Consider the following 25,217-nt stretch of genomic DNA (forward strand, 5'->3'; position numbering starts at 1 on the left):
TCTCCTTAACGGGGAAGCTGCATCAGATTGGCGGTCGCGCTATCCATGTCGCGCACGTCGCCGATCATCTTCAATTGGGTGTCCCAGCTGCGACTCGCCTCGATCATCTCGACAAGCGCGCTGGTGGCAGTGACGTTCGATCCTTCGATCGAGCGGGTCAGCAGGCGCGCTTCGGGATCGTCCGGCAAGATGCCGCCGCCCTTCACGCGGAACAGGCCGTCGAGCCCCTTGGCGATGTCCGACCCCGTCGGGGTCGCGAGCCGGAGCCGGTCGACCTCCTGCGGATTTTCGGGATCGCCGCCCTGCGGCACGATCCACACGCGGCCCTCCTGGTCGACGGTGATCGCATCGGCGGGCGGGATCGTCACGGGACCTTGCGTGCCCTGCACGGGACTGCCGTCGCCGGTGGTGAGCAGCCCGCTCGGCGAAACCTGCAGATCGCCGCGCCGCGTGTAGGCCTCTTCGCCATTTTTCGCCTGCACGACGAGCAGCGCATCGCCCTGCATCGCGATGTCGAGGTCTCGGCCCGTCTGGGTGACGCTGCCTGCCTTCATATCGGCGCCGAGCACCTCTTCGGACGACAGGGCGCGCGCATCGAGCCCGCTGCCGTCGAGCCAGAGAGCCTGCGCGCTCGCCATGTCGGCGCGGAAGCCGGGTGTCTGCGCGTTCGCCAGATTGTTGGCGATCGCCGTCTGCCGGGACATGCTGCCCCGCATCGCGGCGAGGCTGGTATAGATGAGGCGGTCCATCGAAGGTCTCCCGGCAGGCGGCGGTCAGCGATGCGTCAGCGCAGGCCGATGATCGTCTGGGTCAGCTGCGACGCGCCCTCGATCGCCTTGGCATTCGCCTGGAAATTACGCTGCGCCGACATCAGCATCACCAGTTCCTCGGTGATATCGACGTTCGAGCGTTCGAGCGCGCCCGAGCGGACCGCGCCCATCGGGCCGTTGGTCGCGGCGTCGATCGTCGGCGGGCCACTTTCGCCCGTCGACTGCCAGTGCGCGTCGCCGGTCGGGCGCAGGCCCGACATCGTCGGGAAGGTTGCCATCGCGACCTTGCCGAGCGTCTGTTCTTCGCCATTGGCAAAAGTCGCGGTGACGAGGCCGTCGAGACCGATCGTGACGTTGACGAGACCCGAGGTCGGATCGGTCGGCGCACCGGTGGGCAGGCGCATGTCGAACGCGCCAGCAAGCGTCTTGTCGGTGACATTGCCATTGGCGTCGACCGGCAGCAGCTGCAGCTTCGCGCCCGTCGAATCGATGACATAATTGTCGGGCGTCGGTTCGAACGAGCCGTTGCGCGTATAGGTAATGGCTTCGCGCGGCGGCTCGCCCTTCACGATGAACATGCCTTCGCCGACGATCGCGAGGTCGAGCGTCTTTTCGCTCGCTTCGTACGAACCCTGCGTGAACTGCTGGGTGATGCCGTTGAGGCGCGTGCCCTGACCCGCGATCATCTTGGTCGACTGCGTCGGCGACGAGGCGAAGATATCGCCGAACTGCGCCTTGCTGCGCTTGAAGCCGATCGCGCCGGCGTTGGCGATATTGTTCGAGATGACCGACATGTCGGTCTGCGCGCCCTTGAGGCCCGAGAGCGAAGTATAGAATGACATGGACTTATCCTTCCTGCGTGGTGGGGATCGAAGGCTGCGAAGCCTTGATGTCTTTGAGCAGCTGGGTCTGCGCCGTGAGCTGCTCCGAAATCTTTGCGAGCACCGTGTTGGTCTCGCTGATCCCGGCGAGGCTCGAAAATTGCGCCATCTGCGCAACCATCTGCTGGTTATCGACCGGGTTGAACGGATCCTGCTGCGACAGCTGCGCGGTCATCAGGCGCATGAAATCGCTCTGATCCATCTGCTTCCCGCCCTTGGGCTGGAACACGGGTGGATTATTGTTTGCGATGCTGTTGACGCTCATTTTACTGTCCCATCCTGAGGGTTTCGTTGATCAGGCCCTTCGCGGTTTCGAGGACCTGGACGTTGTTTTGATATTGGCGCGCGGTCTCGACCATCTCGACCAGCTCGGCGGCGCTATCGACCGCGGCCTCCCAGACGTTGCCGTCGGCATCGGCCAACGGATTCGACGGATCGTGGCGCTTCGACGGCGCCATTTTCGAGGTCGTGACTTGGTCGATCTGCACCGTCGCTCGGCCATGGTCGTCCATCACGGTACGGAACACGGGCTTCAAGGAACGGAACGCGCCGGCCTCGCTGCCCGCGACGGTTCCCGCGTTGGCGAGGTTCGATGCGGTCGTGTTCAGCCGGACGAGCTGCGCCGACATCGCGCGGCCGCTGATGTCGAAGACGGAGAAATTGCCGTTCATCGTCATTCGCCCTTGATCGCGCGGGTCAGCGTGTTGATGCGCCCGGTGAGGAAAGAGAGGCTCGAGCGATAGGCGAGCGCGTTTTCGGCATAGGCAGTCTGCTCGGTCGCCATCTCGACAGTGTTGCCGTCGAGCGAGGCCTGGACCGGGACGCGATACGAAATCGCGCCCTCCACAGCATTGGCGCTCGACGCACCTTGCTGCGCGAGGTCGAGCGCCTTGGCGAAATCGATGTCGCGCGCCTTATAATTCGGCGTCGCGGCGTTCGCGATGTTCGACGCGAGCATCATCATGCGCTGGCTGCGCAGCTGCAGCGCCGCCGCATGCAGGCCAAAGAGTTTCTCGGATGCCATCATCACATTCCTTTGCCGGGGTCCGGACCGGATCGGCCACGAACGCGCGGAAAACACCAAGGCATGATGCAATGGGCGTGCCAAATGTCATTTATAGCGTATTTTCAGCTATTTAACTCTATGCCGGAGCAACACCCGTTTTCGCGAGTCAAAAATCTGACGACGAAGCCGAGCGAGCTCTGCAACCGCGCATCAAACCGCGACTGGCACGCTTCCTGCACAATGATGGACGACCATTTTGGACCCAAAGGAGATGGACCTTGCCCCGCAAAACTTTCGCGCGCTTCGCCGGCCTCGCCGTATGCGCCCTCGCCGCCCCGCTCGCCGCGCACGCCGAGCAGGGCAATGAGGATTGGCAGACGATCGACGTGCTGACCGACATGGTCGCCAATGCGATGGGCCGCAACGCGACCCCGGTCGATCGCCGCATCAAGCTCGCGCGCTGCCCCGAACAGGCATCGGTCACCGCGATCGACGCACAGACGCTCGCGGTCCGCTGCGCCTCGCTCGGCTGGCGCCTGCGCGTCCCGATGACCGCCCCCGCAGGCGCGGCACCGGTCGCTGCCAGCTTTGCGCGCCCCGCGGCGAGCGCGCCTGTCATTCGTCGCGGCGACAATGTCCGCGTGACGATCGATACCGAAAGCTACTCGATCAGCTATGCTGCGGTCGCGACGCAGGATGGCCGTGTCGGCGAAACGATCGCCTTGCGCGGCAGCGACGCCAAATCGCTGCTCAGCGCCACCGTCACCGGTCCGGGCCGCGCCACCTTGCAAGACTGATACCCGCTTCACGACCCACCCACTTGGCCCGGGCTGTCGGCTTTCCGACGGCGCCGGGCCTTTCTTTTGTCTTTTTTGCGACAAGCCGCCTTAATCGCCTCGAACCGCGTCCGTTAAAGCCTTCGTGAACCGCGTCGTCACTTTTCTGACGGCACCGGATGGAGGCTTTTATGTCGGGTGACAGCAAGATCGGACCAGTCGGCGGCATCGGCCGTGCCGGCCCGCTGCGCAGGGTCGCCAGCGAGGCGGCGACCGCGATGCGCGCGCCCGCACAGCTTCAGCCAGTGCAGGATAATGTGCCCACCGCGCGCCTGAGCCGTATCGCGACCAACCTCGCCGATCAGGCCCCGCCGGTCGACGTCGCGCGGGTCGCATCGCTGCGCACCGCGATCGCGAACGGCAGCTATGGCGTGCATCCGGCAATCATCGCGAGCGCGATGATCGACTTCCACGGCCGCGGGGGCGAATGATGCAGGCACAGATGGAAGACCTGCAATCGCGTCTCAACGACCTGGTCGGCGCACTCGACGGACATGACGCCGGCGCAATTATCGCCGCAACCGAAGAACTGGCGACCGCAGTGATCCTGTTTCGCGGCGCGACGATCCCGGCGGGCAGCGAACATCGCGCGCGCGCGCTGATGGGGCAGACGCTCAACCAGCTCGAAGCCGCCGCGATGCGCGTCAACATATTGAAGAACTGGACGCGTCAGAGGATTGACAAGAACCATGAAATCCGCGGCACCCGTCCGCGTGGTGCGGCTTTAAGCTACTGATAAAAAGATAAATATCTGCCATTTCCGCGAAATGGCACGATGATTGCTTTTGGTCTGCTGAACAAGCGGAACCAAAGACCATGAACGCAATCAACAATCCCCAAGGCCCGGCCCGCATCGCCGCACCCGTCATGGACGCGGTGCAGAGCGCGTCGGCGCGCACGGGGATCGATTTCGATTATCTGGTCGACGTCGCGCGCGTCGAAAGCGGCTATAACCCGACCGCGAAAGCGTCGACCTCTTCGGCGCGCGGGCTGTATCAGTTCACCAAACAGACGTGGCTCGCGACGCTTGATCGCCATGGCGCGAACCACGGGCTCGCCTGGGCGGCCGACGCGATCGGCCGCGACGCATCGGGGCGCCTGTCGGTCGCCGATCCGGCGCTCCGCCAGCAGATTCTCGACCTGCGCGACGACCCCGGTGCCTCGTCGAGCATGGCTGCCGCGCTGACCGGCGACAATCGCGACTATATCGAAAGCCGGATCGGCCGTAGCGCCGAACCGGTCGACCTCTACCTCGCGCATTTCCTTGGGAGCGGCGGCGCCGCCAATTTCCTGACTGCGCTTGCCGCGAACCCCGACCAGCCGGGCGCGACAATGATGCCCGAGGCGGCGGCGGCGAACCGCTCTGTCTTCTACGCCCCCGATGGCAGCATGCGCAGCCTTGCCGAGATCCGCGAACGCTTTCGCGTGAAGCTCGAGGACGGCGGCAAGATCGAAAATATGAAGCCCTTCGCTCCCTCGGGCTGGCACGCTGAAGCGCGCAGTTCGAGCGGTCTTGCGGGCTCAAGCGGCGGACGTCCGCCGCTCCAGATGATGGATATCCAGCCTATGCCCAAGAAACTCTCGATGGGCTTTGCCGCCGATGCGTATCGGCGGCTCGCGTCGCTTTCGGGAGGTGCGGCATGACCGCCGGCTTCAACATGACCAATATGAGCCGCATTGCGGGCGCCGCGGCGTTGCCCGTCGGGATGCTGATCCTCGTCGGCTTGATGGTGATCCCGGTTTCGCCACTGATCCTCGATATCAGCTTCGTCGCCAATATCATGATCAGCCTCGCGATCCTGATGGTCGCTTTGTCGGCCGCCAAGCCGCTCGACTTTTCATCCTTCCCGACCGTCCTGCTGCTCGCAACGCTGTTCCGCCTCGCGCTCAACGTGGCCTCGACGCGCGTCGTGCTCGTCCACGGACACGAAGGCACCGCCGCGGCGGGCCATGTCATCGAAGCATTCGGGCAGGTGCTGATCGGCGGCGACTATGTCGTCGGCCTGTTCGTCTTTTTCGTGCTGATGATCATCAACATGGTCGTCATCACCAAGGGCGCCGGGCGCGTGTCCGAAGTGTCGGCGCGCTTCACCCTCGACGCCCTCCCCGGCAAGCAGATGGCGATCGACGCCGACCTCAACGCCGGATTGCTGAGCCCCGAGGAAGCCAAGGCGCGCCGTGTCGAAGTCGCGACCGAGGCCGATTTCTACGGCTCGATGGATGGTGCCTCGAAATTCGTGAAGGGCGACGCGATCGCCGGCCTGCTGATCCTGTTCGTCAACATCGTTGGCGGCCTGATCCTCGGCATCTTCAGCCATGGCCTCAGCTTCTCGGAAGCCGGCAGCAATTATGTGACGCTCGCGATCGGCGACGCGCTGGTGGCGCAGATCCCGGCACTTCTGCTCTCGATCGCCGCCGCCGCGATCGTCACCCGCGTTGCCTCGCCGTTCGACCTAAGCGGCCAGATCAGCAGCCAGTTCGCCTCGCCGACCATTTGGATGGCGGTCGGCGGCATCCTCTTCATCCTGGGGCTCGTCCCGTCGATGCCGCAGATGCTGATCCTGCCCGCCGCCGCGCTTTCCTTCGGCATCGGCTGGCAGCTCCGCCGCAGCGCCGCCGCGGTCGCCGAGCTGCCCGAACCCGCCGCCCCCGCGCCCGATCCGTCGCGGATCGAATGGGCCGACGTCAGCGACGCGAGCGCGTGCCAGCTCGAAATCGGCTACGCGCTCGTGACCCTCGTCGACGAGCGCAAGGGTTCGCCGCTGATGACGCGCATTACCGGAATCCGCCGCCAATTGTCGAAGGAACTCGGCTTTGTCGTCCCGCCGGTAAAGGTCAGCGACGATCTGTCGCTGCCCGGCAACGTCTATCGCATCTCGGTCGCCGGGGTGATCGTCGGTGAGGACGAAGTCTTCCCCAACGAAATGCTCGCGCTCGATTCGGGTGATCTCGTCACCAAGGTCGTCGGACGTCCGTGCAAGGATCCGACCTTCGGCCTCGACGCGCTGTGGATCCCGAAGGCGATGCAGAATGACGCGATCGCCGCGGGCTATACCGTCGTCGACCCAGCCACCGTCGTAGCGACGCACCTCAACAACAGCATCGTCGGCGCCGCCGCCGAACTGTTCGGCATCGACGACGCGCAGTCGCTGATCGAGAATCTCAAGGTCCATTATCCGCAGCTTGCGCAGAATCTGAGCCCGCAGGGCTATTCGCTGCCGCGCGTTGCAAGCCTCTGCAAATCGCTGCTCGTCGAGCGCGTGCCGCTGCGCGATTTCCGCAAGATTGCCGAGGCGATGGTGTCGCTCGCGGCGCAGCAACTCGGCGAAATCGACCTTGTCGAAGCGGTGCGCCAGCGCATCGGCGCGCTGATCGTCCAGACGATTGTGCCGAGCCGGATGCCGCTGCCCGTCGTCACCTTCAGCCCCGAGGTCGAGATGCTGCTCAACCAGGCGGTGCGCGCCAATCCCGCGGCCGAATGGCCGTTCGAACATGGCATGGCGATGACGATCATCGAACAGGTCGGCCAGGCCGTCGAACCGCTGCTGCTCCAGACGCGCAGCTTCGCGCTCGTCGCCTCGCCTATCTGCCGATCCGCTCTTTCGCGCCTTGTGCGCGCCACTTTCCCCGATGTCGCCGTCATTTCGTACCTCGAGATCCCGGCGAACAAGCAGACCGAAATCGTCGCGACGATCGGCGCCGAAGTGCCCCGCCTCGCGTCCGGGCCCGACGCCCACATGGAGGACCAACCGCATGAGAATTGAGCCCGCCGAGCAATTTGCCGGGACCGCCGGTCGCGCGCCGCGCGCGCGTGGCTATGGCGAAAGCGTCGAGGCGCTGGTCGAGGAATATTCGCCGCTGGTCCGCAAGGTCGCGTGGCAGGTGTTTTCGCGCGTGTCGCGGACGAGCGAGCTCGACGATTTGATCCAGACCGGGCTGATTGCGCTGATCGAGGCAAGCCGTAATTATGAAGAGCGCGGTTTTGCTTTTGCGACCTATGCGACGACGCGCATCCGCGGCGCGATGATCGACCAGCTGCGCCGCGAGGCCGACGTCGGCCGCTCGGCGATGGTCGCGGCGAAGCGGATTCACGCGATGCGCGCATCGCTCGAACAGCAGTTGATGCGCGCACCGACGACGGCCGAAATGGCAGTCGCGTTCGACATGTCGGCGGAAGATTATTTCGCGCTCGAACGCAATGCGACGCATGGTCGCTCGACCTCGCTCGACGAGCTGACCGATATCGGTGCCTTTCTGGCGGCCGATGAAGACGCCGGCGCCGACGAGCGGTGCGAACAAGAGGATCTGATGGGCGCGCTGCGCCAGTGCGTCGGTCGCCTGTCGCACCGCGAGCAAATGGTGCTCCAGCTCTATTTCTTCGAAGAGCTCAACCTGCACGAAATCGGGCTGACGCTCGACGTCAGCGCCGCGCGCATCTGCCAGATCAAGCGCGAGGCGATGATCAAGGTCGATCGCATGATGAAGGAAATGACCGAATAGGTTTGACCGGGTGCGGCGCGCGCGACCAGTCGGCCCGCACCCGGTCGAGGGGGTTACGCGGCGAGTGTCTGTGCGCTTTGCCAGGCAGCGCCGATTTTTTCGAAATAGGTGGCCATGCGTTCGGTCCCGATGTCGGTGAGCCGGACGATCGTGCGGCGCCGGTCGCGCTCGTCGATCGAGCGATGCACCAAACCCAGCCGTTCGAGCGCGCTGATCATGCGGAGGCCCGACGACAGCGGGACGCCCGCGCCGGTCGCCAGATCGCTGGCGCTGAGCACACGGCCGTGCGCACCAGCGAGCATCAGGTCGAGCATCATGTCCCACACCGGTCCCGACATTTCGGTGCTGCCGAAATGGCTGCGGCGGATGCGGCGTATCTGGATGCTGAACGACAGCTGGTCGAGTAGCCCCGTTTTCTGGAGCGCCTCGGGTCGGCTGCTGTCGACCGCGCGCAACGTCGCGACGGGCGATTCCTCGCCGCGGCCCGCAAGCAGGTCATGGATCTGGTCGACCCGCGATTTCAGTTCGGCAATTTCTTGGTTCGAAAATTGCTGCATGTGACGATGCCCCTGGGGAGCCACATATCAGGCCGTAACCTCACTCCGCCGACTGGACGAACCCGATGCATAGATGATCAGCAGCAGGATCGGGTACGATATATAGACTGAGAGGAGCGAGTAAGGTCGCGCCAATATCTCCGAGAACATGAACTTCTGAATATGGCCGAAAATGGCGATCAATTGCCATCCGGTAATCCAGTAAGGCCAGAAACTCTGCGTGCGCATCGCGATGAACCAGAAGCTCAGCAAAACCAGCACGTCGATGATGAAGATATTCAGTTCAATATCGGTCCAGGTCGGAAAAGGCGTCAGGGCACTGGTGAGGACCGAGGCGATCAAGGCCGTATAGGCCGCCCAGCGTTCAAGCGGCCCGCCGCGTTTGACCGCGACGGCAACCGTGATGAACAGGACAATATAATAGATCGCCACGGACCACATTGTGGCTGTCAACCTTTCTTGCGGATCAACCGGCCTTCGCGAACGACGCGGCGTCGATACCCGAATGATCGTTGCTGCCTTCGTCGACCAGCTTCGCAGCGGCCGGCTTGACGCCCGCACCGAACATGCGCGTGCCGAGGCCGACTTCCTTTTGCGTCACCGTCAGCGCCAGATGCGCATCGGTGAGCAGCTGGCGGACTTCGCCGGCGGCGGCGAGCGCATGCGCGACCTTGGCCATCGCGTCCTGGCCGACGATCGCCGACATGTTGGTTTCGCGGCGCGCGGTGGGCAGCGTCGCGGCGAGCTGGGCGATGCGGATCATCGCTTCGTCGATGGCGTCTTCGGCCAAATGCAGGTCGGAAGCGATCTTCTTCGCTGCAGAAACTCGTTGATTCAGCATAGCTTTTTCCTTGAAAAAGAATGCTACCGGTTCCCCCCCGCAGCATTCGTTCGAACATCAGGTCAGAACACGACCGAGTCCGACAAGGATCGAATAGAGGGCGGAGAAGGCCAATATCGTCGCAAAAGCGATCAAAATCGGCCAAATTATCCTTTCCATCAACCCATGCCGGTTGGCCGGCTGGGACGCGGTAGGAAATGGCGAACCTATATCGAAAAATCGCCGAAACGAACTGCGCCCCCCATCCGCATCGGGGGGCGGAGCAACCTCGCCAAGGTCGATCAATTGATATGTCAAAGGCTGATAAGGGGTAACATGATCGAAGACACCGTTAACCGCCAGAATCCGCGCAGCCTCTATCCTGTTAGAAACATTAAGTTTTTTTAACACCCGGCGCACCCGCTCATCGACGGTGTGCGGAGAGACGTTCATTAGCCGCGCGATCTGCTTGGAATTTTTGTGCTCATAAACATGCCGCAACGTTTCGATCTGCGCGGCAGACAGCAGGCTGATGTAATTGTCGGGATCGCCTTGCACGGCCGTTGGAATAGAGCATCACGAGTCGAAATCAAGGTCAGGAGATAGCTAATTTCCCCTTTGACCCATTCTCGGCCATCGTCGCGGCCTCGATTCGGCGCCCGGTTACCGGCGCTCCTTGAGCGTGCGATAACGGAGGATCGATTTTTCGATGTGCCGACGGGCAGCGCGCCGCGCCGCGACAGGGTCGCCGGCCTCGATCGCGACCACGATCGCCTCATGATCGCGGTTGATCGTCTGGGCATAGCGCTGGTGCCGGACCGGATCGTCGCCCTGCAGATATAACCGCCGTGACGGAACCAGCCGCACGCCAAGAAACTGGGTAAAGCGCAGAAAATAAGGATTGCCGGTCGCACTCGCGATCGCGGCGTGAAAGGCCGCGTCGGCGTCGATCGAAGCATCGACGTCGCTGCTTTCTTCCATCGCCGCCAGCGTGCGGCGTAGCGCCGTCAGATCGGCGTCGGTTCGGCGCCGCGCTGCCAGGTCAGCCATCTCGGCCTCGAAACCCATGCGCATTTCGAGCAGTTTCAGCACGTCGTCGATCTCGCCGATCTCCTCGGCGGTGACCTGAAACGCGCGATATTGAGCGCCATCGGGAACATAGGCCCCCGACCCGCGCCGCGATTCGAGCAATCCGCGCGCGGACAGCCGCGAATAGGCCTCGCGCACCACGGTGCGACTGACCCCGAACGTCTCGGTTATCTCTTTTTCGGTCGGGAAACGCGATCCGACGGGCATCTCGCCCGTTTCGATCTGTTCCTCGAAGCGCTGGACCAGATCATCTGCCAGCGACGCCGCCTTGGTTATCGCCATGGATGATGCGTTATCATCGCACCGCGAAACTGGCTAGGGCCGGAAATCGGGCCGCTGCGCGTCGACATAGCTATTCCAGGCCTCACGGGTCGCAAAGTCCCCGCCGCGGTCCCACGCCGCGCCGCTATAATAGACGAACGGCCGACCGGGCTGGACGCGTACGAGGATCAGAACATTGTCGGCATCCTCGGCAAAACCCGCAAAACTCGCCGGGTCGACGATCACCGCCGCCGCCATCCGTCCCTTACCACTATCGCCTTCGCCGTCGGCAGGGCCCCACCAGCTCATGCGGGCACCGGCCTCGTCTTTCCGAACCTCGCCGAGCTTGCTGCCATTGATCGGCCGTTTTGAAATACCGATGCCGACGACCATCTCCGTACCGCTGTTCGACGCGATGGTCGAGGTCATCCGCGTGAAGTTGGTTCCCGCCGGCAGGGTGAAGCGCCGCGTCTCGCTTACTGTGCGCAGCGTATCGACCGGCCATGGCTCGTAATCGACGGAGAAATCGGCGACGCCCGGGCCCGATTGCAGGATGCGCGGCCGCACATAATTACGCGACGTCCAGAGCTTGTTATCGTACCAGATGCCGAGCCCGCCGACACCGCGCCCGGTGCCGACATTGTAGAAATCGATCCCCTCGCCATGGTCGGCATGTTGGTCGCCGGTGCGCAATTGCCGGTCCATGAAAGGCCAGCGCACGCGCTTGCCCCACGCGTCGATCCCCGACGAGGAAGGCGGCTCGGCCGCCTGAAGCGCACGGCCATAGATGCGAAACGCGATGCGGTCGTTTTCCCAAAGCAGGTCGTCGAAACGATAATCGGCGACCACCACTGCGGCGCGCGCCTTTTGCTCGTCGGCCGTCGCGGGTCGCATCGGTTTATGTTCCTGCGCGCCCACCGGCGAGGCGAGCAAAGCAAGGGCAAGAAAGATCAAACGCATCACCAGCTCCACATCGTTCCGTCCTCGAGCCGGTTCACCGGCAGATAGGCACGGGCATAAGGAAAAGTTTCCGCAAGCGCCTCATCGATGTCGACCCCGAGCCCTGGCGCCTCGCCCGGGTGGAGCATCCCATCCGCGAAGCGATAGGCGTGCGGGAAGACCGTGTCGGTCTCGACCGTGTGGCGCATATATTCCTGGATGCCGAAATTGGGGATCGCTAGCCCGAGATGGAGCGCCGCCGCCATCGTCACCGGCGACAGGTCGGTCGCACCGTGGCAGCCGGTGCGCACTTGATAGAGGTCTGCAAGCGAGGCGATCTGGCGCATATGCGTGATGCCGCCCGCGTGGAGCACCGTCGCGCGGATATAGTCGATCAGCCGGTTTTCGATCAGCGCCTTGCAATCCCACACCGACGAGAAGATTTCGCCCACCGCCAGCGGTGTCGTCGTGTGCTGGCGGATCAGGCGAAACGCCTCCTGATCCTCGGCAGGGGTCGCATCCTCGATCCAGAAGGGCCGATAGGGCTCCAGATCCTTCCCGAGCCGCGCCGCCTCGATCGGGGTCAACCGGTGGTGAATGTCGTGGAGCAGGTGGACGTCCCAGCCGAGCGCCTCGCGCGCCGCCGCGAACAATTCGGGCACGACGCGCATATATCTGCTCGTCGACCAGATATTCTCGGTCGGCAGGTCATTGTCGGCGGGCTCATAGAAATAGCGGTCCTGGCTGACGCCATAGGTCGACTCCATGCCGGGAACGCCGCATTGCAGGCGGATCGCCTTATAGCCCTGCTCCTGATAATCGAGCGCCGCCTCGATCGTGTCGGCGATCGTCGTGCCGTTCGCATGGCCATAGACCATGCACCCTTCGCGCGCTGCCCCGCCGAGCAGCTGGTACACCGGTAGCCCCGCGACCTTGCCCTTGATATCCCAGAGCGCCATGTCGACCGCCGCGATCGCCGCCATGGTCACCGGACCGCGCCGCCAGTACGCGCCCTTATAGAGATATTGCCAGATATCCTCGATGCGGTGCGCATCGCGCCCGATCAGGCACGGGATGACATGCTCGGACAGATAGGCAGCCACCGCGAGCTCGCGGCCGTTGAGCGTCGCGTCGCCAACGCCGGTCGTGCCGTCGTCGCATTCGATCTTCAGCGTCGTGAAATTGCGGCCCGGCGAGGTCAGTATCACCCGGGCTGACACGATCTTCGGCATTCCATCCCCTCATGGCCATTTGGGCTAGTTGTGTGACAACATTATTGACTTCCAGCCTAAAAGGAAAGACATATGTCACCGGTGTCAAGGCTGAAAAGCCGGACCGGTTCGTAAGGGAGAGGGTCGAGTGATGCGGAGCGCCTGGCGCCATCGCCGTAGCAGGCCTGTCCGTGGCTATGCTGTTGTCCGTTTCGACTGCGTTTGCTGCCGCCGGCAGGACATGGCGCGACCCGATTTATCGCCGACGCCAACCGGGTCCGGCCACCGACCGGTCATCGAAAACGGATCGAAGTCGCCGCGCATCCCCCTCTCTTCGATCGCCCCAGCCGCTGTAAAGGAAACCTCATGTCGCTGAGCCTCTTTGCCCTGATGATGTCCGCGCCCGCCGCGGTCGCCGCCCCGGCCGAACCCGTCATGCCGAAACCCGCCGACATTCTCGCGCAGACGCGCCGCGTCGCCGACTGGCAGCTGGCCCACCGCGAGGCGTGGGACAAGATGCCCGCCGCGCGGCCGAGCGTGCGCGAGCCGCGCGACTGGCAGCAGGCGACCTTCTGGGTCGCGCTTACCGACCTCGCCGAACGCGACGCGCGATATCGCGACCCGGTTGTCGAACTCGGCCGAGCGCAGAAATGGCAACTCGGCAAACTCGCCTTTCACGCCGACGACCAACTGATCGCGCAGGCATGGGAATGGGCTGCGCGCAACGGCGGCGACGCCGAGGCACTCGTGCCCGCGCGCGCCTATTTCGACAATGTCTTCGCCAACCGCCGCACCAACAGTCTCGAATTCATCCCCACCCAGCCGGGCGGCGGCTATTCTTTGTGCACCGAGCGCTGGTGCTGGTGCGATGCGCTGTTCATGGCCCCACCGACGATGCTGCGCATCGGCATTGCGACAGGCGACAAGCGCTACGCCGACTTTGTCCACCAGGAATGGAAAGCGACGACCGACTATCTCTTCGACCCGAGCGAAGACCTTTATTTCCGAGACAGCCGCTTTTTCGACCAGCGCGATACCAAGGGGCGCAAGCTGTTCTGGAGCCGCGGCAACGGCTGGGTGATGGGCGGCCTCGTCCGCGTGTTGCAGGTGCTGGACAAGGATGACCCGCAGCGCCCCTATTATGAGGGGCTGTTCAAGAAGATGGCGGCAAAGCTCGTCACGCTGCAAAAGGCCGACGGCTATTGGCCCGCCTCGCTGCTCGACCAGGACCCCGGCACGCCGCCCGAATCGAGCGGCACCGCATTCTTCACCTATGCCTTTGCATGGGGCGTCGACAACGGGCTGCTCGATCGCAAGGCGTATGAGCCGGCGGCGATTCGCGGCTGGGCTGCGTTGCAGCGCGCGGTGCAAAAGGACGGCATGCTCGGCTGGGTCCAGCAGGTCGGCGACCGCCCGGACAGCGTCGCCGCCGAGGAAACGCAATTCTATGGCTCGGGCGCCTATCTGCTTGCCGGAACGGCCATGTACGATCTGTCGCAGAAGCGCCAGAAGCGCTGAAAACCGGCGATAAGGCCGCGGATCGGCGGGAATCCGCAGTGCAATTGACTTCGCACCAAAAGTTGTATTACATCTTGCGTTGACACCGGTGGCAATTTCTCCGTCGAGAGATGACACCGGTAGCAACTTTATCGCCAGCATCAGACCGGCGAAACAGGGAGAGGGATTATGAAATTACGTCCGGTCATGATGACCCGCGCCGCGCTGCTCGCATCGGCCGCGCTGGTTGCAGCCACCCCCGCCTGGAGCCAAGAGGCGTCCGAGACCATCGAAAGCGAACAGCCTGCGGCGGTGGATGGCGGCGATGAAATCCTCGTCACTGGCACGCGCGCGACGCAGCGCAGCTCGATCGAATTCAAGCGCGCCGCCGACGTCGTCGTCGATGGCCTCGTCAGCGACGAGATCGGCGCGACCCCCGACAATTCGGTCGGCGACACGCTCGAACGTATCGTCGGCGTCTCGGCCGACCGTTTCAAGGGCAACGCCAACGAACTGTCGGTGCGCGGCCTTGGCCCGACGCTCAGCTTCTCGACCTTCAACGGCCGCGAGGTGTCGACCGCGGGGCCCGACCGCTCGGTCGCCTTCCAGCAATTCCCGTCCGAACTCGTCAACGGCGTCCTCGTCTATAAATCGCAACGCGCCGACTTTCTCGAAGGCGGCGTCGGCGGCGTGATCGAGCTCCGGTCGATGAAGCCGCTCGATTATGGCAAGCGCCGTATCCAGTTCGAAGTGCGCGGCGATTTCCAGCCGCAGGACAATGACGTCTATCAGCACGACGGGCTCGGTTACCGCGCCAACTTCTCTTACACCGATCAGTTCACCACCGGGCTCGGCGATATCGGCGTGTCGATCGGTTATCAGCGGCAAGACACAACCGCGCCCGAGGATTATTACAACGCCAACGCAACCTTTCAGCTCTGCAACACTTCGGCGAACAATCCCACGCTGACGACGGGTTCGGCGGCCGCGCTTGTCGCTGCGGGTGCCGGCGCCAACTGCACCTTCGCGACCGGCCCGCGCTCGGTCGCGCCGAGCACCGGGGCGACGCCCGTCCTCGTCGGCGAGACGCGGGGCGATGCCTATTTCGCCAATTCGTCGCGCAGCTTCCGCACCCAGACGACGTCCGAAGTACGCGACGGCCTGATCGGCGCGATCCAGTGGCGCCCGTCGCCCGATTTCGAGATTTCGCTCGACGGCCAATATTCGAAGCGCAACAGCCTCGAGGATCGCAACGTCCTTGGCATCACCGAAGGGCTGCGCGGGGTGCAGCCGCTGATTATCGGCAACGGCAGTAACGGCTATTCGCCCGGCGCGCTGATGAGCTATCGCGGCAATTCGAACCTCGAAAACCAGCTGGAAACGCGGCGGCGCGTCGAGGAATATCTGGGCGGTGGTTTGAGCCTGATCTGGTCGCCCGACCGCTGGAACGTTGCGTTCGACGCCTCCTATTCGAACAGCCATCGCACCGAGACGCAGAAGCAGACGCGCATGCGCTCGACCCGCCGCGTCGGCTATACGCTGACCTATGAAGACGACGATGTCGTGCCGGTCGTCCAGTTCGACAATTTCGACATCACCGACCCCAATCTGTTCCTCGCGACGGGCAATACGGCGGTTTATGCCCGCAACCGCTTCGTCACCGATCGCAAGGACCGCATCTGGGCTGCGCGCCTCGACATCGACCGCGAACTCGACGGCTTCTTTACCGGGATCAAGGTCGGCGGGCGCGTATCGGACCATCACCGCACCAACGACAATGCGCGCAACAACGACCTCAACACGATCCCCGGTACGCCCGCGCAGGTGACCGCGCTGATCACACAGGCGAACCAGAACTGCCGCGTCCCCTTCACCACCACCAGTTACATGAAGGGCATGGGCACGAACGTCACCAAATGGGCGACCTTCGACAATGACTGCCTGTTCCGCACCTTCGCGGGTTCGGACGACGCGCTGCCATATCCCGAAGACGGCCGCGATCCGAGCGACATCGACGTCACCGAGCGCATCTATGCCGCCTATGCGATGGCCAATTTCGAATCCGACATGGGCAGCGTACCGGTAAGCGGCAACATCGGCCTGCGCTGGGTCAAGACCGACATCACCTCGATCGGCTTCCGCCAACCCTATCGAATCGTGATCGACACGGTCGGCGACACCTATTCGATCGGGGTCGACCCGGGCGGCACGCTCCAGACGAACAAGGCGAAGGGCAGCTACAATTATTTCCTGCCGTCGGCGAACGTTGCGTTCGACCTGTCGGATCAGGTCAAGCTGCGCCTCGCCGCCTATCGCGCGATCGCGCGGTCGGGGATCGAAAGCTTCGGCGCGGGGGTGAACCTCAACCCGACGACATCGGCGACGGGCGTCGACAACATCATCTTCAATGCCACGACCGGCAACCCGAACCTCAAGCCGCTGCGCGCATGGAACCTCGACGCCAGCCTCGAACTTTACGCGTCGCAGGACACGCTGATCTCGGTCGCGGGCTATTATAAATGGGCGAAGGGCACCGTGATCGGCCGTTCCGAACCGATCCCGTCGGACATCACCGTGACGACAATCCGCGACGGCGGCGCACCGGTGACCGAGACCTTCACGATCAATCCTGTTGCGCCGTCGAACGACCTTGAGACACGGCACCTCTACGGGATCGAGGCGACCGCAAGCCACGCCTTCACCTGGCTGCCCGACCCGCTCGACGGCTTTGGCGTCCAGGGATCGGTCAACCGCGCCTTCGCCAATTTCGAATATCCCGACACGTCGCCGATCGCCGACTATGTCGATCCGGCCAACCTGATCGGCCTGTCGAAATGGACCGCAAGCGGATCGGTATGGTTCGAAAAATGGGGCCTCTCGCTCCGCGCGAACCTTCGTTACCGCTCGGGCTATTACAAACCCAACGGCGGCACGAACCGCGAGATCCGCGGCGGCACCTACCTGAACCTCTCGGCGCAGTATGACATCACCAAGAATGTCCAGCTGAAGCTGCAAGCGCTGAACGTCACGAACACGCAGGATATCATGTACAAGGGCGGTTACGACAGCATCGCCGAGGTGTCGCGTAGCGGCCCGCAATATTTCTTCGGCTTCCGGGTCCGCCTGTGAAGCGAACGACTTTAGCCCGACTCCCTTGGGCTATACTGGCCGCCGCCGCGTTACTTCCGTCCGCGGCGGCGGCTTTTTCCCCAGATTCGGCGTGCAAGGCGAGTGAGGGCTATTCAGCCTCGTTCGATGGGCGCCGTACCTTCGCGCTGCGTCCGGGCGACCTCGAAGCGATCAAGGCGGCATTGCCGACCGACGCGGCGATCGGTTCGGCTTACCGCGACCTGGTCGCGCGTGCCGACAAGGCGCTCGCGGCGAAACCCGCCTCGGTAATGGATAAGCGCAGCATCCCCGTGTCGGGCGACCGCCACGATTATGTCAGCCTCGCGCGCTACTGGTGGCCGAACCCCGCCGATCCGAAGGGCGCCTATGTGCGCCGCGACGGCGACACCAATCCCGATATCGAAAGCGACCGCTTCGACCGCAGCGCGCTGAGCCGCATGGCACGCGAGGCCGACACGCTCGCGCTCGCTTATTATTACAGCGGCGAGCGCAAATATGCCGAGGGTGCGGCGCGCGTGATCCGCACCTGGTTCCTCGATCCCGCGACGCGCATGAACCCGAACATGAATTTCGCGCAGGCGGTACCCGGCGTCTCGAACGGTCGGCCCGAAGGCGTGCTCGACGGCGCGAGCTTTATCGGTGTGATCGACGCCGTGGGGCTTATCGGCCCGTCGGGGGCGGTGACGCCGGACGAAGCAAAGGCGCTCGAAGGCTGGTTCGCGCGCTATGTCGACTGGATGCTGGAAAGTGCCAACGGCAGGGCCGAGGGCAAGGCCTCGAACAATCACGGCCTGTGGTACGACGCGCAGGTCGCACGCTTCGCGCTCTTCGCGCGCAAGCCGGAGATCGCGCGCAGGATCGCCCTTGCCTTCCCCAAGGGACGGATCGCGCAACAGATCGACGCCTCGGGCGCGCTGCCCAAGGAGCTGACGCGGACGCGCAGTTTCCATTATTCGCTCTATGCGCTGGGTGCGGCCTATAGCGTCGCCGACAGCGCGGCGTGCCTCGGCATCGACCTTTATCGCGCCGAGGAAAAGGGGCGCTCGCTGCGCAAGGCGACCAACTATGTCGCCGCCTATCGCGGCCGCGCCGCCGACTGGCCGTACAAGGAGCAGGGCTGGCCCGCCGACACGCTCGACGAACTGCTCGTCCGCGCCGAGTCTGCGTGGGGTCCGGGCGCCTACCCCCGCACCGTCCGCGGCGAGCTGTTACTGCGCTATCGCATCCCTTAAAGGTCAGACAATGATCGCGCGCCGCTCCCTGCTTATCGCCGCCTTGCTGGCCACCCCAGCGGCATGGGCGCAATCGCCGAAAGCATTCGACATTCGCGGGATCGAGCGCCGCCGGCTTCTTCCACAAAAGAACGTCCTGCTTGCCGTGCCCCCGCGCACCATCACCGCGATCCCCGCGACGCGCAGCCCGGCCGGACCTCAGGACTATTATTCGGAAGGCGATTATTGGTGGCCCGACCCGGCGAACCCGAGCGGTCCCTATGTGCGCCGTGACGGTCGTTCGAACCCGGACAAGTTCGACGGCCACCGCGACGCGCTGATCGCTTTCGGTCGTACCGTCCCGGCACTCGCGGCCTTGTGGGATCTGACCCGCGACCGCCGTTTCGCCGACGCCGCAATGCGTCACCTGGCCGCATGGTTCGTCGACCCGAAGACGCGGATGAACCCGAACCTCGACCACGCGCAGGCGATCATCGGCGTGAACAGCGGCCGCGCGATCGGCGTCATCGACACGCTGCAGATCGTCGAAGTCGCGCGCGCCGCGGCGCTGTTCGCGCGTGATGAAGCGCCGGGCTATGCCGCGATCCGGGCGGGCGTCGAAGGCTGGTTTGCCGCCTATCTCGGGTGGCTGACCACCTCGCCCTTCGGAACGACCGAACGCGACGAGAAGAATAATCACGGCACCTGCTGGCTGTTGCAAGCGGCCTCCTTCGCCGCGTTGCTCGGCCGCGCCGACGTACTCGACGATGCACGGACGCGCTTGAAGACGATCATCGTCCCGACCCAGATCGAGCCCGACGGCCGCCAGCCGCTCGAACTCGCGCGGACCAAGCCCTATGCTTATTCGCTCTTCAACCTCGACGTGCTCGCCGCGTCGGCGTGGCTGCTCGGCGGTGGCAACCTCATCGACTGGAAGACACCCGACGGCCGCTCGATAGGCGGCGCGATTGCGTGGATGGCGCCCTATATCGCCGACAAGGCGAAATGGCCGCTACCCCCCGATATCGAATATTGGGACGGCTTTCCGGTCCGCCAGCCGAGCCTGCTCTTCGGCGGCATCGCGCTGAAACGCACCGACTGGCTGGAGTTATGGCACCGGCTGGACCCCGACCCCGCGATCGGCGAGGTTGTGCGCAACTTCCCCGTCCGCCAGCCCTTGCTCTGGCTCTAGTTGCGCCCGCCAACGAGCCCGCGCGCGATCACCTGCGCCTGAATTTCGGCGGCGCCTTCGAAGATGTTGAGGATGCGCGCATCGCAGAGCACACGGCTGATCTCATATTCGAGCGCATAGCCGTTGCCGCCGTGGATCTGCAGGCTCGCATCGGCGTTCGACCAGGCGGCGCGCGCGGCGAGCAGCTTCGCCATCCCCGCCTCGATGTCGCAGCGCTTGCCGCTGTCCTTCGCACGCGCGGCGGCATAGCTGAGCTCGCGCGCGGCGACGAAATCGACGAGGCCCATCGCGAGCTTGTCGGCGACGCGCGGGAAATGGACGATCGCCTTGCCGAACTGCTTGCGGCTGACCGCATAGTCGATCCCGAGTTCGAGTGCGCGCCGCGCAACCCCGACTGCGCGCGCGGCGGTCTGGATGCGCGCGCCCTCGAAGGTGCGCATCAGCTGCTTGAACCCCTGCCCTTCTTCGCCGCCAAGCAGCGCGTCGGCGGGCGCCGTCATCGCGTCGAATTGCAGCGCATATTCGCGCATCCCCCGGTAGCCGAGCACCTCGATCTCGCTCCCGTTCATGCCAGCGGCGGGAAAGGGATCGGCCTCGCTCCCGCGCGGTTTGGGGACGAGCAGCATCGACAGCCCGGCATAGCCCTTTGCGTCGGGCAGCGTGCGCGCGAGCAAGGTCATCAGGTCCGAACGCGCGGCGTGGGTGATCCAGGTCTTCGCACCGTCGATCACCCAATGATCGCCGTCGCGGCGCGCACGCGTCTGCAATGACCCAAGGTCCGATCCGACATCGGGTTCGGTGAACACCGCCGTCGGCAAAATTTCGCCGCTCGCGATCCGCGGCAGCCACTCGGCCTTTTGCACATCGGTGCCGCCCGTCGCAATCAGCTCGCCCGCGATCTCCGACCGCGTGCCGAGCGACCCCGCGCCGATCCAGCCGCGCGACAATTCCTCGGTGACGATGCACATCACCAGCTTCGACAGGCCGAGCCCGCCAAATTCTTCGGGGATGCACACGCCGAAGGTGCCGAGGTCGGCCATCGCCCGCACCGTCGCGTCGGGAATCAGGCGGTTCGCGAGATGCCAGCCATGGGCATGAGGGACGATCTCGGCATCGGTAAAACGTCGATACTGATCGCGGATCGAATCCAGGTCGGCATCGTGCAACGTCTCGCTAGGCCAATGCCCTTCGGCGAGCGCGGCGGCCACCTCGGCGCGCGTCACTGCATGATCGGCGTCGAGCAGCTCGGCGCAAGCCTCGGCCAGCACCCGCGCCGCGACGCCGAGGCCAAGGTCGGCCGGGCGGAAAATCTCATTCTGTCCCATCGGCAATCCGCCGACGAGCTGACCGATCCCCTCGGCGAACGCGAGTGTCGCGATCTTCGCATCGAGCGGGTTCGAGTCCCGGCCGGACTCACGCCATGCGAACACCGCCTCGAGCGCCGCTACCGTCGTCGCGACCCACGCAAAGCCATGCGCCGCACGCTGCTCGCGATCGATCGGCGCCTGCGCCAGCCGCTCGGCGAGCGCAGCCTCGGCCGCGGCGCGATAGGCCTGCGCCGCCGCCAACGCCTCACGCAGATCGCTCATGGTCAGGCGGCGCGCTCGAAGATCGCGGCGATACCCTGCCCGCCGCCGATGCACATCGTCTCGAGCCCGTAACGCCCATCGCGGCGCACCAGTTCGCGCGTCAGGTTCGCAAGGATACGCCCGCCGGTCGCGCCGATCGGATGCCCCAGCGAGATGCCCGATCCGTTGACGTTGAGAATTTCGTTGCGGGCGTCGCCTTCCGACCAGCCCCACCCCTTCAGCACCGCGAGCACCTGCGGCGCGAAGGCTTCGTTGAGTTCGACGAGGTCGATATCGCCCCAGCCGAGGCCGTTGCGCGCGAACAGCCGCTCGACCGCGGGCACCGGCCCGATACCCATCCGGCTGGGGTCGCAGCCCGCCGCGGCCGAGCTGTGGTACCAGGCGATCGGCGTCAGCCCGAGTTCGTCGAGCTTGTCCTCGGCGACGACAAGGCATGCCGCCGCGGCGTCATTCTGCTGGCTCGCATTGCCCGCCGTGACGACCCCGCCTTCGAGCGGGCGGAGCTTGCCGAGCGTCTCCATCGTCGCATCGGCGCGGTACCCCTCGTCGTGCGCGAAGACGACCGGATCGCCCTTCTTCTGCGGCACCGAAACGGGCACCAGCTCGTCGTCGAACAGGCCGTTCGCCCAAGCGGCGGCTGCGCGCTGATGGCTGCGGACGGCATAGGCGTCGCACGCCTCGCGGCTGATGTCGTAATCCTTCGCCAGATTTTCGGCGGTCTCGATCATCCCGGTGATGACACCGAAACGCTCGACCGGCTGCGACATCACCCGGCCACGCGTCAGCCGGTCGTGGAGCGTGAGGTTGCCCGCGCGAACGCCTTTCCGGATGTCGGTCGAATAATGTTCGACGTTCGACATCGATTCGACCCCGCCCGCGACGACGACGTCGGACATGCCCGTCTGCACCATCATCGCGGCGTTGATCACCGCCTGCAGCCCCGACCCGCAGCGGCGGTCGAGCTGGTACCCCGGCACTTCGAGCGGCAGCCCCGCGGCGAGCCACGACCAATGGCCGATGCTCGGTGCCTCGCCATTGCCATAGCCTTGCGAAAACACGACATCGTCGACGCGCGCCGGGTCGATCTTCGTCCGCTCGACGAGCGCCTTCAGGATCACCGCGCCCAGGTCGCCTGCGGTCAGCGAAGACAAACTACCGCCGAATTTGCCAACGGCGGTGCGGATCGGGGCGACGATGGCGGCGCGGCGCAGGGTCATTATGTTCAATCTCCAGTGTTTGCGATGCCCACGATACCGGCATCGATCAGCCGCGCAATCTCGCCCGACGAAAGCGACAGGCGCGTGCTCAATATTTCCTCGCTATGCGCGCCATTGCGCGGTGCGGGCGCAGGCGGCTGGCGCTCCGCCTGCGGCAACGTCGCAAAAGCGCCCGCGGCGGGATAGGCGAAACCGCTAGGGTTCGCGGCGTGCCCAAAGATCGGATTGTCGGCGACGAGCGCGGGGTCCCGCACCGCATCGTGCATCGTGCGATAGGGTGAATGGACGATGCCGCCCGCATCGAAGACCGCGGCGAGGTCGGTGTGATCGCGGGTGCCGATCGCATGTTCGAACAGCGGATAGAGCGCGTCGCGATGTATGAAGCGGAGCCCATCGTCAGTCGCGAAGGACACGTCGCGTTCCATCTCGATCGCCGCGATGGCATCGCCAAGGTCCAGTGCGGCCACGAGATTGGCCCATTGGCGCGGGGTGACGACGACAATCATCGTCCGCTGGCCATCGGCGGTGACGAAATCGCGCCCGAACAGGCCGTAGACCGCGTTGCCGAGGCGCGGGCGGTTCGCGCCGGTATAGAGCATTTCGGCAACGCCACCTAGGTTGGCGACCGTGCCGATCGCGACATCGGACAGCGGCAGGCGAACCTCGCCGCCTTCCCCGGTCGCCGCGCGGCGCTGCATCGCCGCGAGCAATGCAAATGCCGCATAGGCGCCGGTGAGCAGATCCCACGCGGGCAGCACATGATTGACGGGCTCGGCGCCGGCGCCGGTGAGCATCGGATAACCGACGCTGTTATTGACCGTATAGTCGAGCGCGGGCGACCCGTCGGCCCAGCCCATCACCCGCACGGTAATCAGGTCGGTCCGCCCTCCCGCCAGCACATCATGCGACAGGAAGCCGCCCACGGGAAAGTTGGTGATGAACTGCCCCGTCGCGCGCACCAACGCCTGTAGTAGCTCGCGCCCCTCGGGCCGGCCAAGGTCGAGCGCGACCGACTTTTTCGCGCGGTTCAGATTTTCCCAATAGAGCGAATCATTGGCCTCGGTCACCGGCCAGCGGCGAAAGTCGGGGCCGCCGCCGATCTGATCGACGCGGACCACCTCGGCGCCCATTTGCGCGCAGTAAAGTCCGGCGGTCGGGGAGGCGACAAAGGACGACGCTTCGATCACCGACAGGCCGGCCAGCAGGTCGTACATCCGGCGCCTGTCTCCCGAAGTCTCCGGCTGAAACCGCCGGTTGAGGCTATCTGGCGCACCCGAAGGGATTCGAACCCCTGGCCTCTGCCTTCGGAGGGCAGCGCTCTATCCAGCTGAGCTACGGGTGCGCAGAGCGCGGCTCCTAGCAAGCCCGCGCCGCGCCAGCAATGGCCTATCGACCAAGGCGCGGCGATGTGCGAAGCGCGGCGTATGGGCAGAGGGCATATGGCGTGAAATCAACCGAACAGGGCTGGCCGATGGCTGCCGATCTTTATGGCGAGATGCAGCTAGAGGCGCATCCGCCCGCAAAACGGCGCTGGCGCGACTATTTGCCGGGTATTCTCGTCACCGGCATCGCCGCGCTCGCGGCGGCGTGGCTTGCCGACCATTATGCCGCGCCGCTGGTGCTGATGGGGCTGCTGATCGGCCTCGCGATGAGCTTCCTTTCGCAGGACAAGCGCACCCATGCGGGGCTCGACCTTATGTCGCAGACCGCGCTGCGTATCGGCATTGTGCTCGTCGGCGCGCGCATCACCGCCGAACAGCTTGTCGAACTCGGGCCTTTGCCCTTCGCGCTGCTCGTCGTCATCATGCTCGCGGTCATCCTGGTGACCGTGGCCAGCGCGCGGTTTTTCGCGCAGGACCGCCACGCCGCGCTGCTCGCAGGCGGCGCGACCGCGATCTGCGGCGCGTCGGCGGCGCTCGCGCTCTATTCGCTGATCGGCGACAAACGCGTCGATCAGGCGCGTTTCACCCTGACCCTCGTCGGGATCACCGTCGCGAGCGCGCTCGCGATGACGCTCTATCCGGTGCTCGCGGCGGAACTCGGGCTGACCGACGCACAGGCGGGATTCCTGATCGGCGCGTCGATCCACGACGTCGCGCAGGCGATCGGGGGCGGCTTTTCCTTCTCGCAGCCGGCGGGCGAAGTCGCGACGATCGTCAAGCTGACGCGCGTCGCGCTGCTGGCGCCGATGCTGATGCTCGTCGCGCTCTGGCTCGGCCGCAGCGGCGAAGGCGATGGTAAAAAACGCATTCCGCTGCGCCTGCCCTGGTTTATCCTCGGATTCCTTGGCGTCGCGGCGCTCAATTCGCTGATCGCGATCCCCAAGATAGCTCAAGATGGCGCCGCGACCGGCGCGCAGGCGCTGTTGCTGCTCGCGATCGTTGCCACTGCAATGAAAGCGCGCCTCCATCTGCTGCTCGATCAGGGATGGCGCAGTTTTGCGCCGATCATCGTCGCAACACTGACGAGTTTCCTGCTCTCGCTCGCCGCCGCGCTCAGCCTGTGACGCCCC

At 64.8% G+C, this 25,217-nt stretch carries 26 protein-coding genes and 1 tRNA gene; 11 read left to right on the forward strand and 16 right to left on the reverse strand.

Annotated elements, in window-relative coordinates; translation table 11 throughout:
* Positions 1–5 precede the first annotated feature (5 nt).
* From GGC65_RS13510 to flgB, 5 genes are read right to left on the reverse strand one after another with little or no spacing between them, the layout of a single operon-like run.
* Entirely contained in the window at positions 6–749 is a 744-nt protein-coding gene (locus tag GGC65_RS13510) for a flagellar basal body rod protein FlgF (protein WP_192647649.1), read from the reverse strand.
* Between the two features lie 35 nt (positions 750–784).
* Positions 785–1,612, reverse strand: a complete 828-nt coding sequence (locus GGC65_RS13515; protein ID WP_192647650.1) for a flagellar hook-basal body complex protein — start codon at positions 1,610–1,612, stop codon at positions 785–787.
* 4 nt (positions 1,613–1,616) lie between these two features.
* A complete protein-coding gene (locus GGC65_RS13520; protein ID WP_192647651.1) occupies positions 1,617–1,916 on the reverse strand; it encodes a flagellar hook assembly protein FlgD in 300 nt (99 codons plus the stop codon).
* A 1-nt stretch (position 1,917) separates the two neighbouring features.
* A complete protein-coding gene (flgC, locus tag GGC65_RS13525) occupies positions 1,918–2,328 on the reverse strand; it encodes a flagellar basal body rod protein FlgC (RefSeq protein ID WP_037512556.1) in 411 nt (136 codons plus the stop codon).
* On the reverse strand, positions 2,325–2,678 hold the full coding sequence (flgB, locus tag GGC65_RS13530; protein WP_192647652.1) for a flagellar basal body rod protein FlgB: 354 nt from the start codon (positions 2,676–2,678) through the stop codon (positions 2,325–2,327). Before flgB ends, flgC begins: the two co-directional genes overlap by 4 nt.
* 257 nt (positions 2,679–2,935) lie before the next feature.
* Here flgB and GGC65_RS13535 point away from each other — a divergent pair, with 257 nt between their 5' ends.
* The 6 genes from GGC65_RS13535 to GGC65_RS13560 all read left to right on the forward strand — a co-directional run bounded on the left by GGC65_RS13535 (position 2,936) and on the right by GGC65_RS13560 (position 7,993).
* Complete coding sequence (locus tag GGC65_RS13535) at positions 2,936–3,454, forward strand: flagella basal body P-ring formation protein FlgA (RefSeq protein WP_225940812.1); 519 nt, start codon at positions 2,936–2,938, stop codon at positions 3,452–3,454.
* A gap of 170 nt (positions 3,455–3,624) precedes the next feature.
* On the forward strand, positions 3,625–3,924 hold the full coding sequence (gene flgM, locus GGC65_RS13540) for a flagellar biosynthesis anti-sigma factor FlgM (RefSeq protein ID WP_192647653.1): 300 nt from the start codon (positions 3,625–3,627) through the stop codon (positions 3,922–3,924).
* Positions 3,924–4,229 carry a hypothetical protein gene (locus GGC65_RS13545; RefSeq protein ID WP_192647654.1) on the forward strand — a complete coding sequence of 102 codons (306 nt, stop codon included), beginning with the start codon at positions 3,924–3,926 and terminating at the stop codon, positions 4,227–4,229. The genes flgM and GGC65_RS13545 overlap by 1 nt, the downstream gene beginning before the upstream one ends.
* A gap of 80 nt (positions 4,230–4,309) precedes the next feature.
* Positions 4,310–5,137, forward strand: a complete 828-nt coding sequence (locus GGC65_RS13550) for a transglycosylase SLT domain-containing protein (protein WP_192647655.1) — start codon at positions 4,310–4,312, stop codon at positions 5,135–5,137.
* Positions 5,134–7,257, forward strand: a complete 2,124-nt coding sequence (gene flhA, locus GGC65_RS13555; protein ID WP_192647656.1) for a flagellar biosynthesis protein FlhA — start codon at positions 5,134–5,136, stop codon at positions 7,255–7,257. Before GGC65_RS13550 ends, flhA begins: the two co-directional genes overlap by 4 nt.
* Positions 7,247–7,993, forward strand: coding sequence for a sigma-70 family RNA polymerase sigma factor (locus GGC65_RS13560; RefSeq protein ID WP_192647657.1), 747 nt, complete (start codon positions 7,247–7,249; stop codon positions 7,991–7,993). The genes flhA and GGC65_RS13560 overlap by 11 nt, the downstream gene beginning before the upstream one ends.
* 53 nt (positions 7,994–8,046) lie before the next feature.
* Here GGC65_RS13560 and GGC65_RS13565 read toward each other — a convergent pair whose 3' ends face one another.
* From GGC65_RS13565 to manD, 7 genes are all read right to left on the reverse strand, one after another.
* On the reverse strand, positions 8,047–8,550 hold the full coding sequence (locus tag GGC65_RS13565; RefSeq protein WP_192647658.1) for a MarR family winged helix-turn-helix transcriptional regulator: 504 nt from the start codon (positions 8,548–8,550) through the stop codon (positions 8,047–8,049).
* A 27-nt stretch (positions 8,551–8,577) separates the two neighbouring features.
* On the reverse strand, positions 8,578–8,991 hold the full coding sequence (locus GGC65_RS13570) for a hypothetical protein (protein WP_192649533.1): 414 nt from the start codon (positions 8,989–8,991) through the stop codon (positions 8,578–8,580).
* 25 nt (positions 8,992–9,016) lie between these two features.
* On the reverse strand, positions 9,017–9,391 hold the full coding sequence (locus GGC65_RS13575) for a hypothetical protein (RefSeq protein WP_192647659.1): 375 nt from the start codon (positions 9,389–9,391) through the stop codon (positions 9,017–9,019).
* 57 nt (positions 9,392–9,448) lie between these two features.
* Positions 9,449–9,928, reverse strand: a complete 480-nt coding sequence (locus GGC65_RS13580; RefSeq protein ID WP_318780169.1) for a helix-turn-helix transcriptional regulator — start codon at positions 9,926–9,928, stop codon at positions 9,449–9,451.
* A gap of 105 nt (positions 9,929–10,033) precedes the next feature.
* Entirely contained in the window at positions 10,034–10,741 is a 708-nt protein-coding gene (locus GGC65_RS13585; protein ID WP_192647660.1) for a FadR/GntR family transcriptional regulator, read from the reverse strand.
* A gap of 33 nt (positions 10,742–10,774) precedes the next feature.
* Positions 10,775–11,680 (reverse strand): DUF4861 family protein, encoded by a 906-nt coding sequence (locus GGC65_RS13590; protein ID WP_192647661.1) that lies wholly within the window; start codon positions 11,678–11,680, stop codon positions 10,775–10,777.
* On the reverse strand, positions 11,680–12,891 hold the full coding sequence (manD, locus tag GGC65_RS13595; RefSeq protein WP_192647662.1) for a D-mannonate dehydratase ManD: 1,212 nt from the start codon (positions 12,889–12,891) through the stop codon (positions 11,680–11,682). Before manD ends, GGC65_RS13590 begins: the two co-directional genes overlap by 1 nt.
* A gap of 345 nt (positions 12,892–13,236) precedes the next feature.
* Between manD and GGC65_RS13600 the strand changes: the two genes are divergently transcribed.
* From GGC65_RS13600 to GGC65_RS13615, 4 genes are all read left to right on the forward strand, one after another.
* Positions 13,237–14,388 (forward strand): glycoside hydrolase family 105 protein, encoded by a 1,152-nt coding sequence (locus GGC65_RS13600; protein ID WP_192647663.1) that lies wholly within the window; start codon positions 13,237–13,239, stop codon positions 14,386–14,388.
* A gap of 168 nt (positions 14,389–14,556) precedes the next feature.
* A complete protein-coding gene (locus GGC65_RS13605) occupies positions 14,557–17,496 on the forward strand; it encodes a TonB-dependent receptor (RefSeq protein ID WP_192647664.1) in 2,940 nt (979 codons plus the stop codon).
* 182 nt (positions 17,497–17,678) lie between these two features.
* On the forward strand, positions 17,679–18,728 hold the full coding sequence (locus GGC65_RS13610) for an alginate lyase family protein (protein ID WP_192647665.1): 1,050 nt from the start codon (positions 17,679–17,681) through the stop codon (positions 18,726–18,728).
* A 43-nt stretch (positions 18,729–18,771) separates the two neighbouring features.
* On the forward strand, positions 18,772–19,899 hold the full coding sequence (locus GGC65_RS13615) for an alginate lyase family protein (protein WP_225940813.1): 1,128 nt from the start codon (positions 18,772–18,774) through the stop codon (positions 19,897–19,899).
* Here GGC65_RS13615 and GGC65_RS13620 read toward each other — a convergent pair.
* The 4 genes from GGC65_RS13620 to GGC65_RS13635 form a co-directional block, all read right to left on the reverse strand.
* On the reverse strand, positions 19,896–21,488 hold the full coding sequence (locus tag GGC65_RS13620) for an acyl-CoA dehydrogenase family protein (protein WP_192647667.1): 1,593 nt from the start codon (positions 21,486–21,488) through the stop codon (positions 19,896–19,898). The two genes, GGC65_RS13615 and GGC65_RS13620, sit on opposite strands and share 4 nt — an antisense overlap.
* Positions 21,489–21,490: 2 nt before the next feature.
* Entirely contained in the window at positions 21,491–22,705 is a 1,215-nt protein-coding gene (locus GGC65_RS13625; RefSeq protein WP_192647668.1) for an acetyl-CoA C-acetyltransferase, read from the reverse strand.
* 5 nt (positions 22,706–22,710) lie between these two features.
* Complete coding sequence (locus tag GGC65_RS13630; RefSeq protein WP_192647669.1) at positions 22,711–23,919, reverse strand: CoA transferase; 1,209 nt, start codon at positions 23,917–23,919, stop codon at positions 22,711–22,713.
* Positions 23,920–23,970: 51 nt separating this feature from the next.
* Positions 23,971–24,047, reverse strand: a tRNA-Arg gene (locus GGC65_RS13635).
* A gap of 102 nt (positions 24,048–24,149) precedes the next feature.
* On the opposite strand from GGC65_RS13635, the gene GGC65_RS13640 reads away from it, so the two are divergent.
* The gene (locus GGC65_RS13640; RefSeq protein WP_192647670.1) at positions 24,150–25,211 is read left to right on the forward strand and encodes a YeiH family protein; all 1,062 of its coding nucleotides are present in this window, start codon (positions 24,150–24,152) and stop codon (positions 25,209–25,211) included.
* The last annotated feature ends 6 nt before the right edge of the window (positions 25,212–25,217 follow it).

Origin of the sequence: Sphingopyxis sp. OAS728, assembly GCF_014873485.1 — a bacterium.
GTDB lineage: Bacteria > Pseudomonadota > Alphaproteobacteria > Sphingomonadales > Sphingomonadaceae > Sphingopyxis.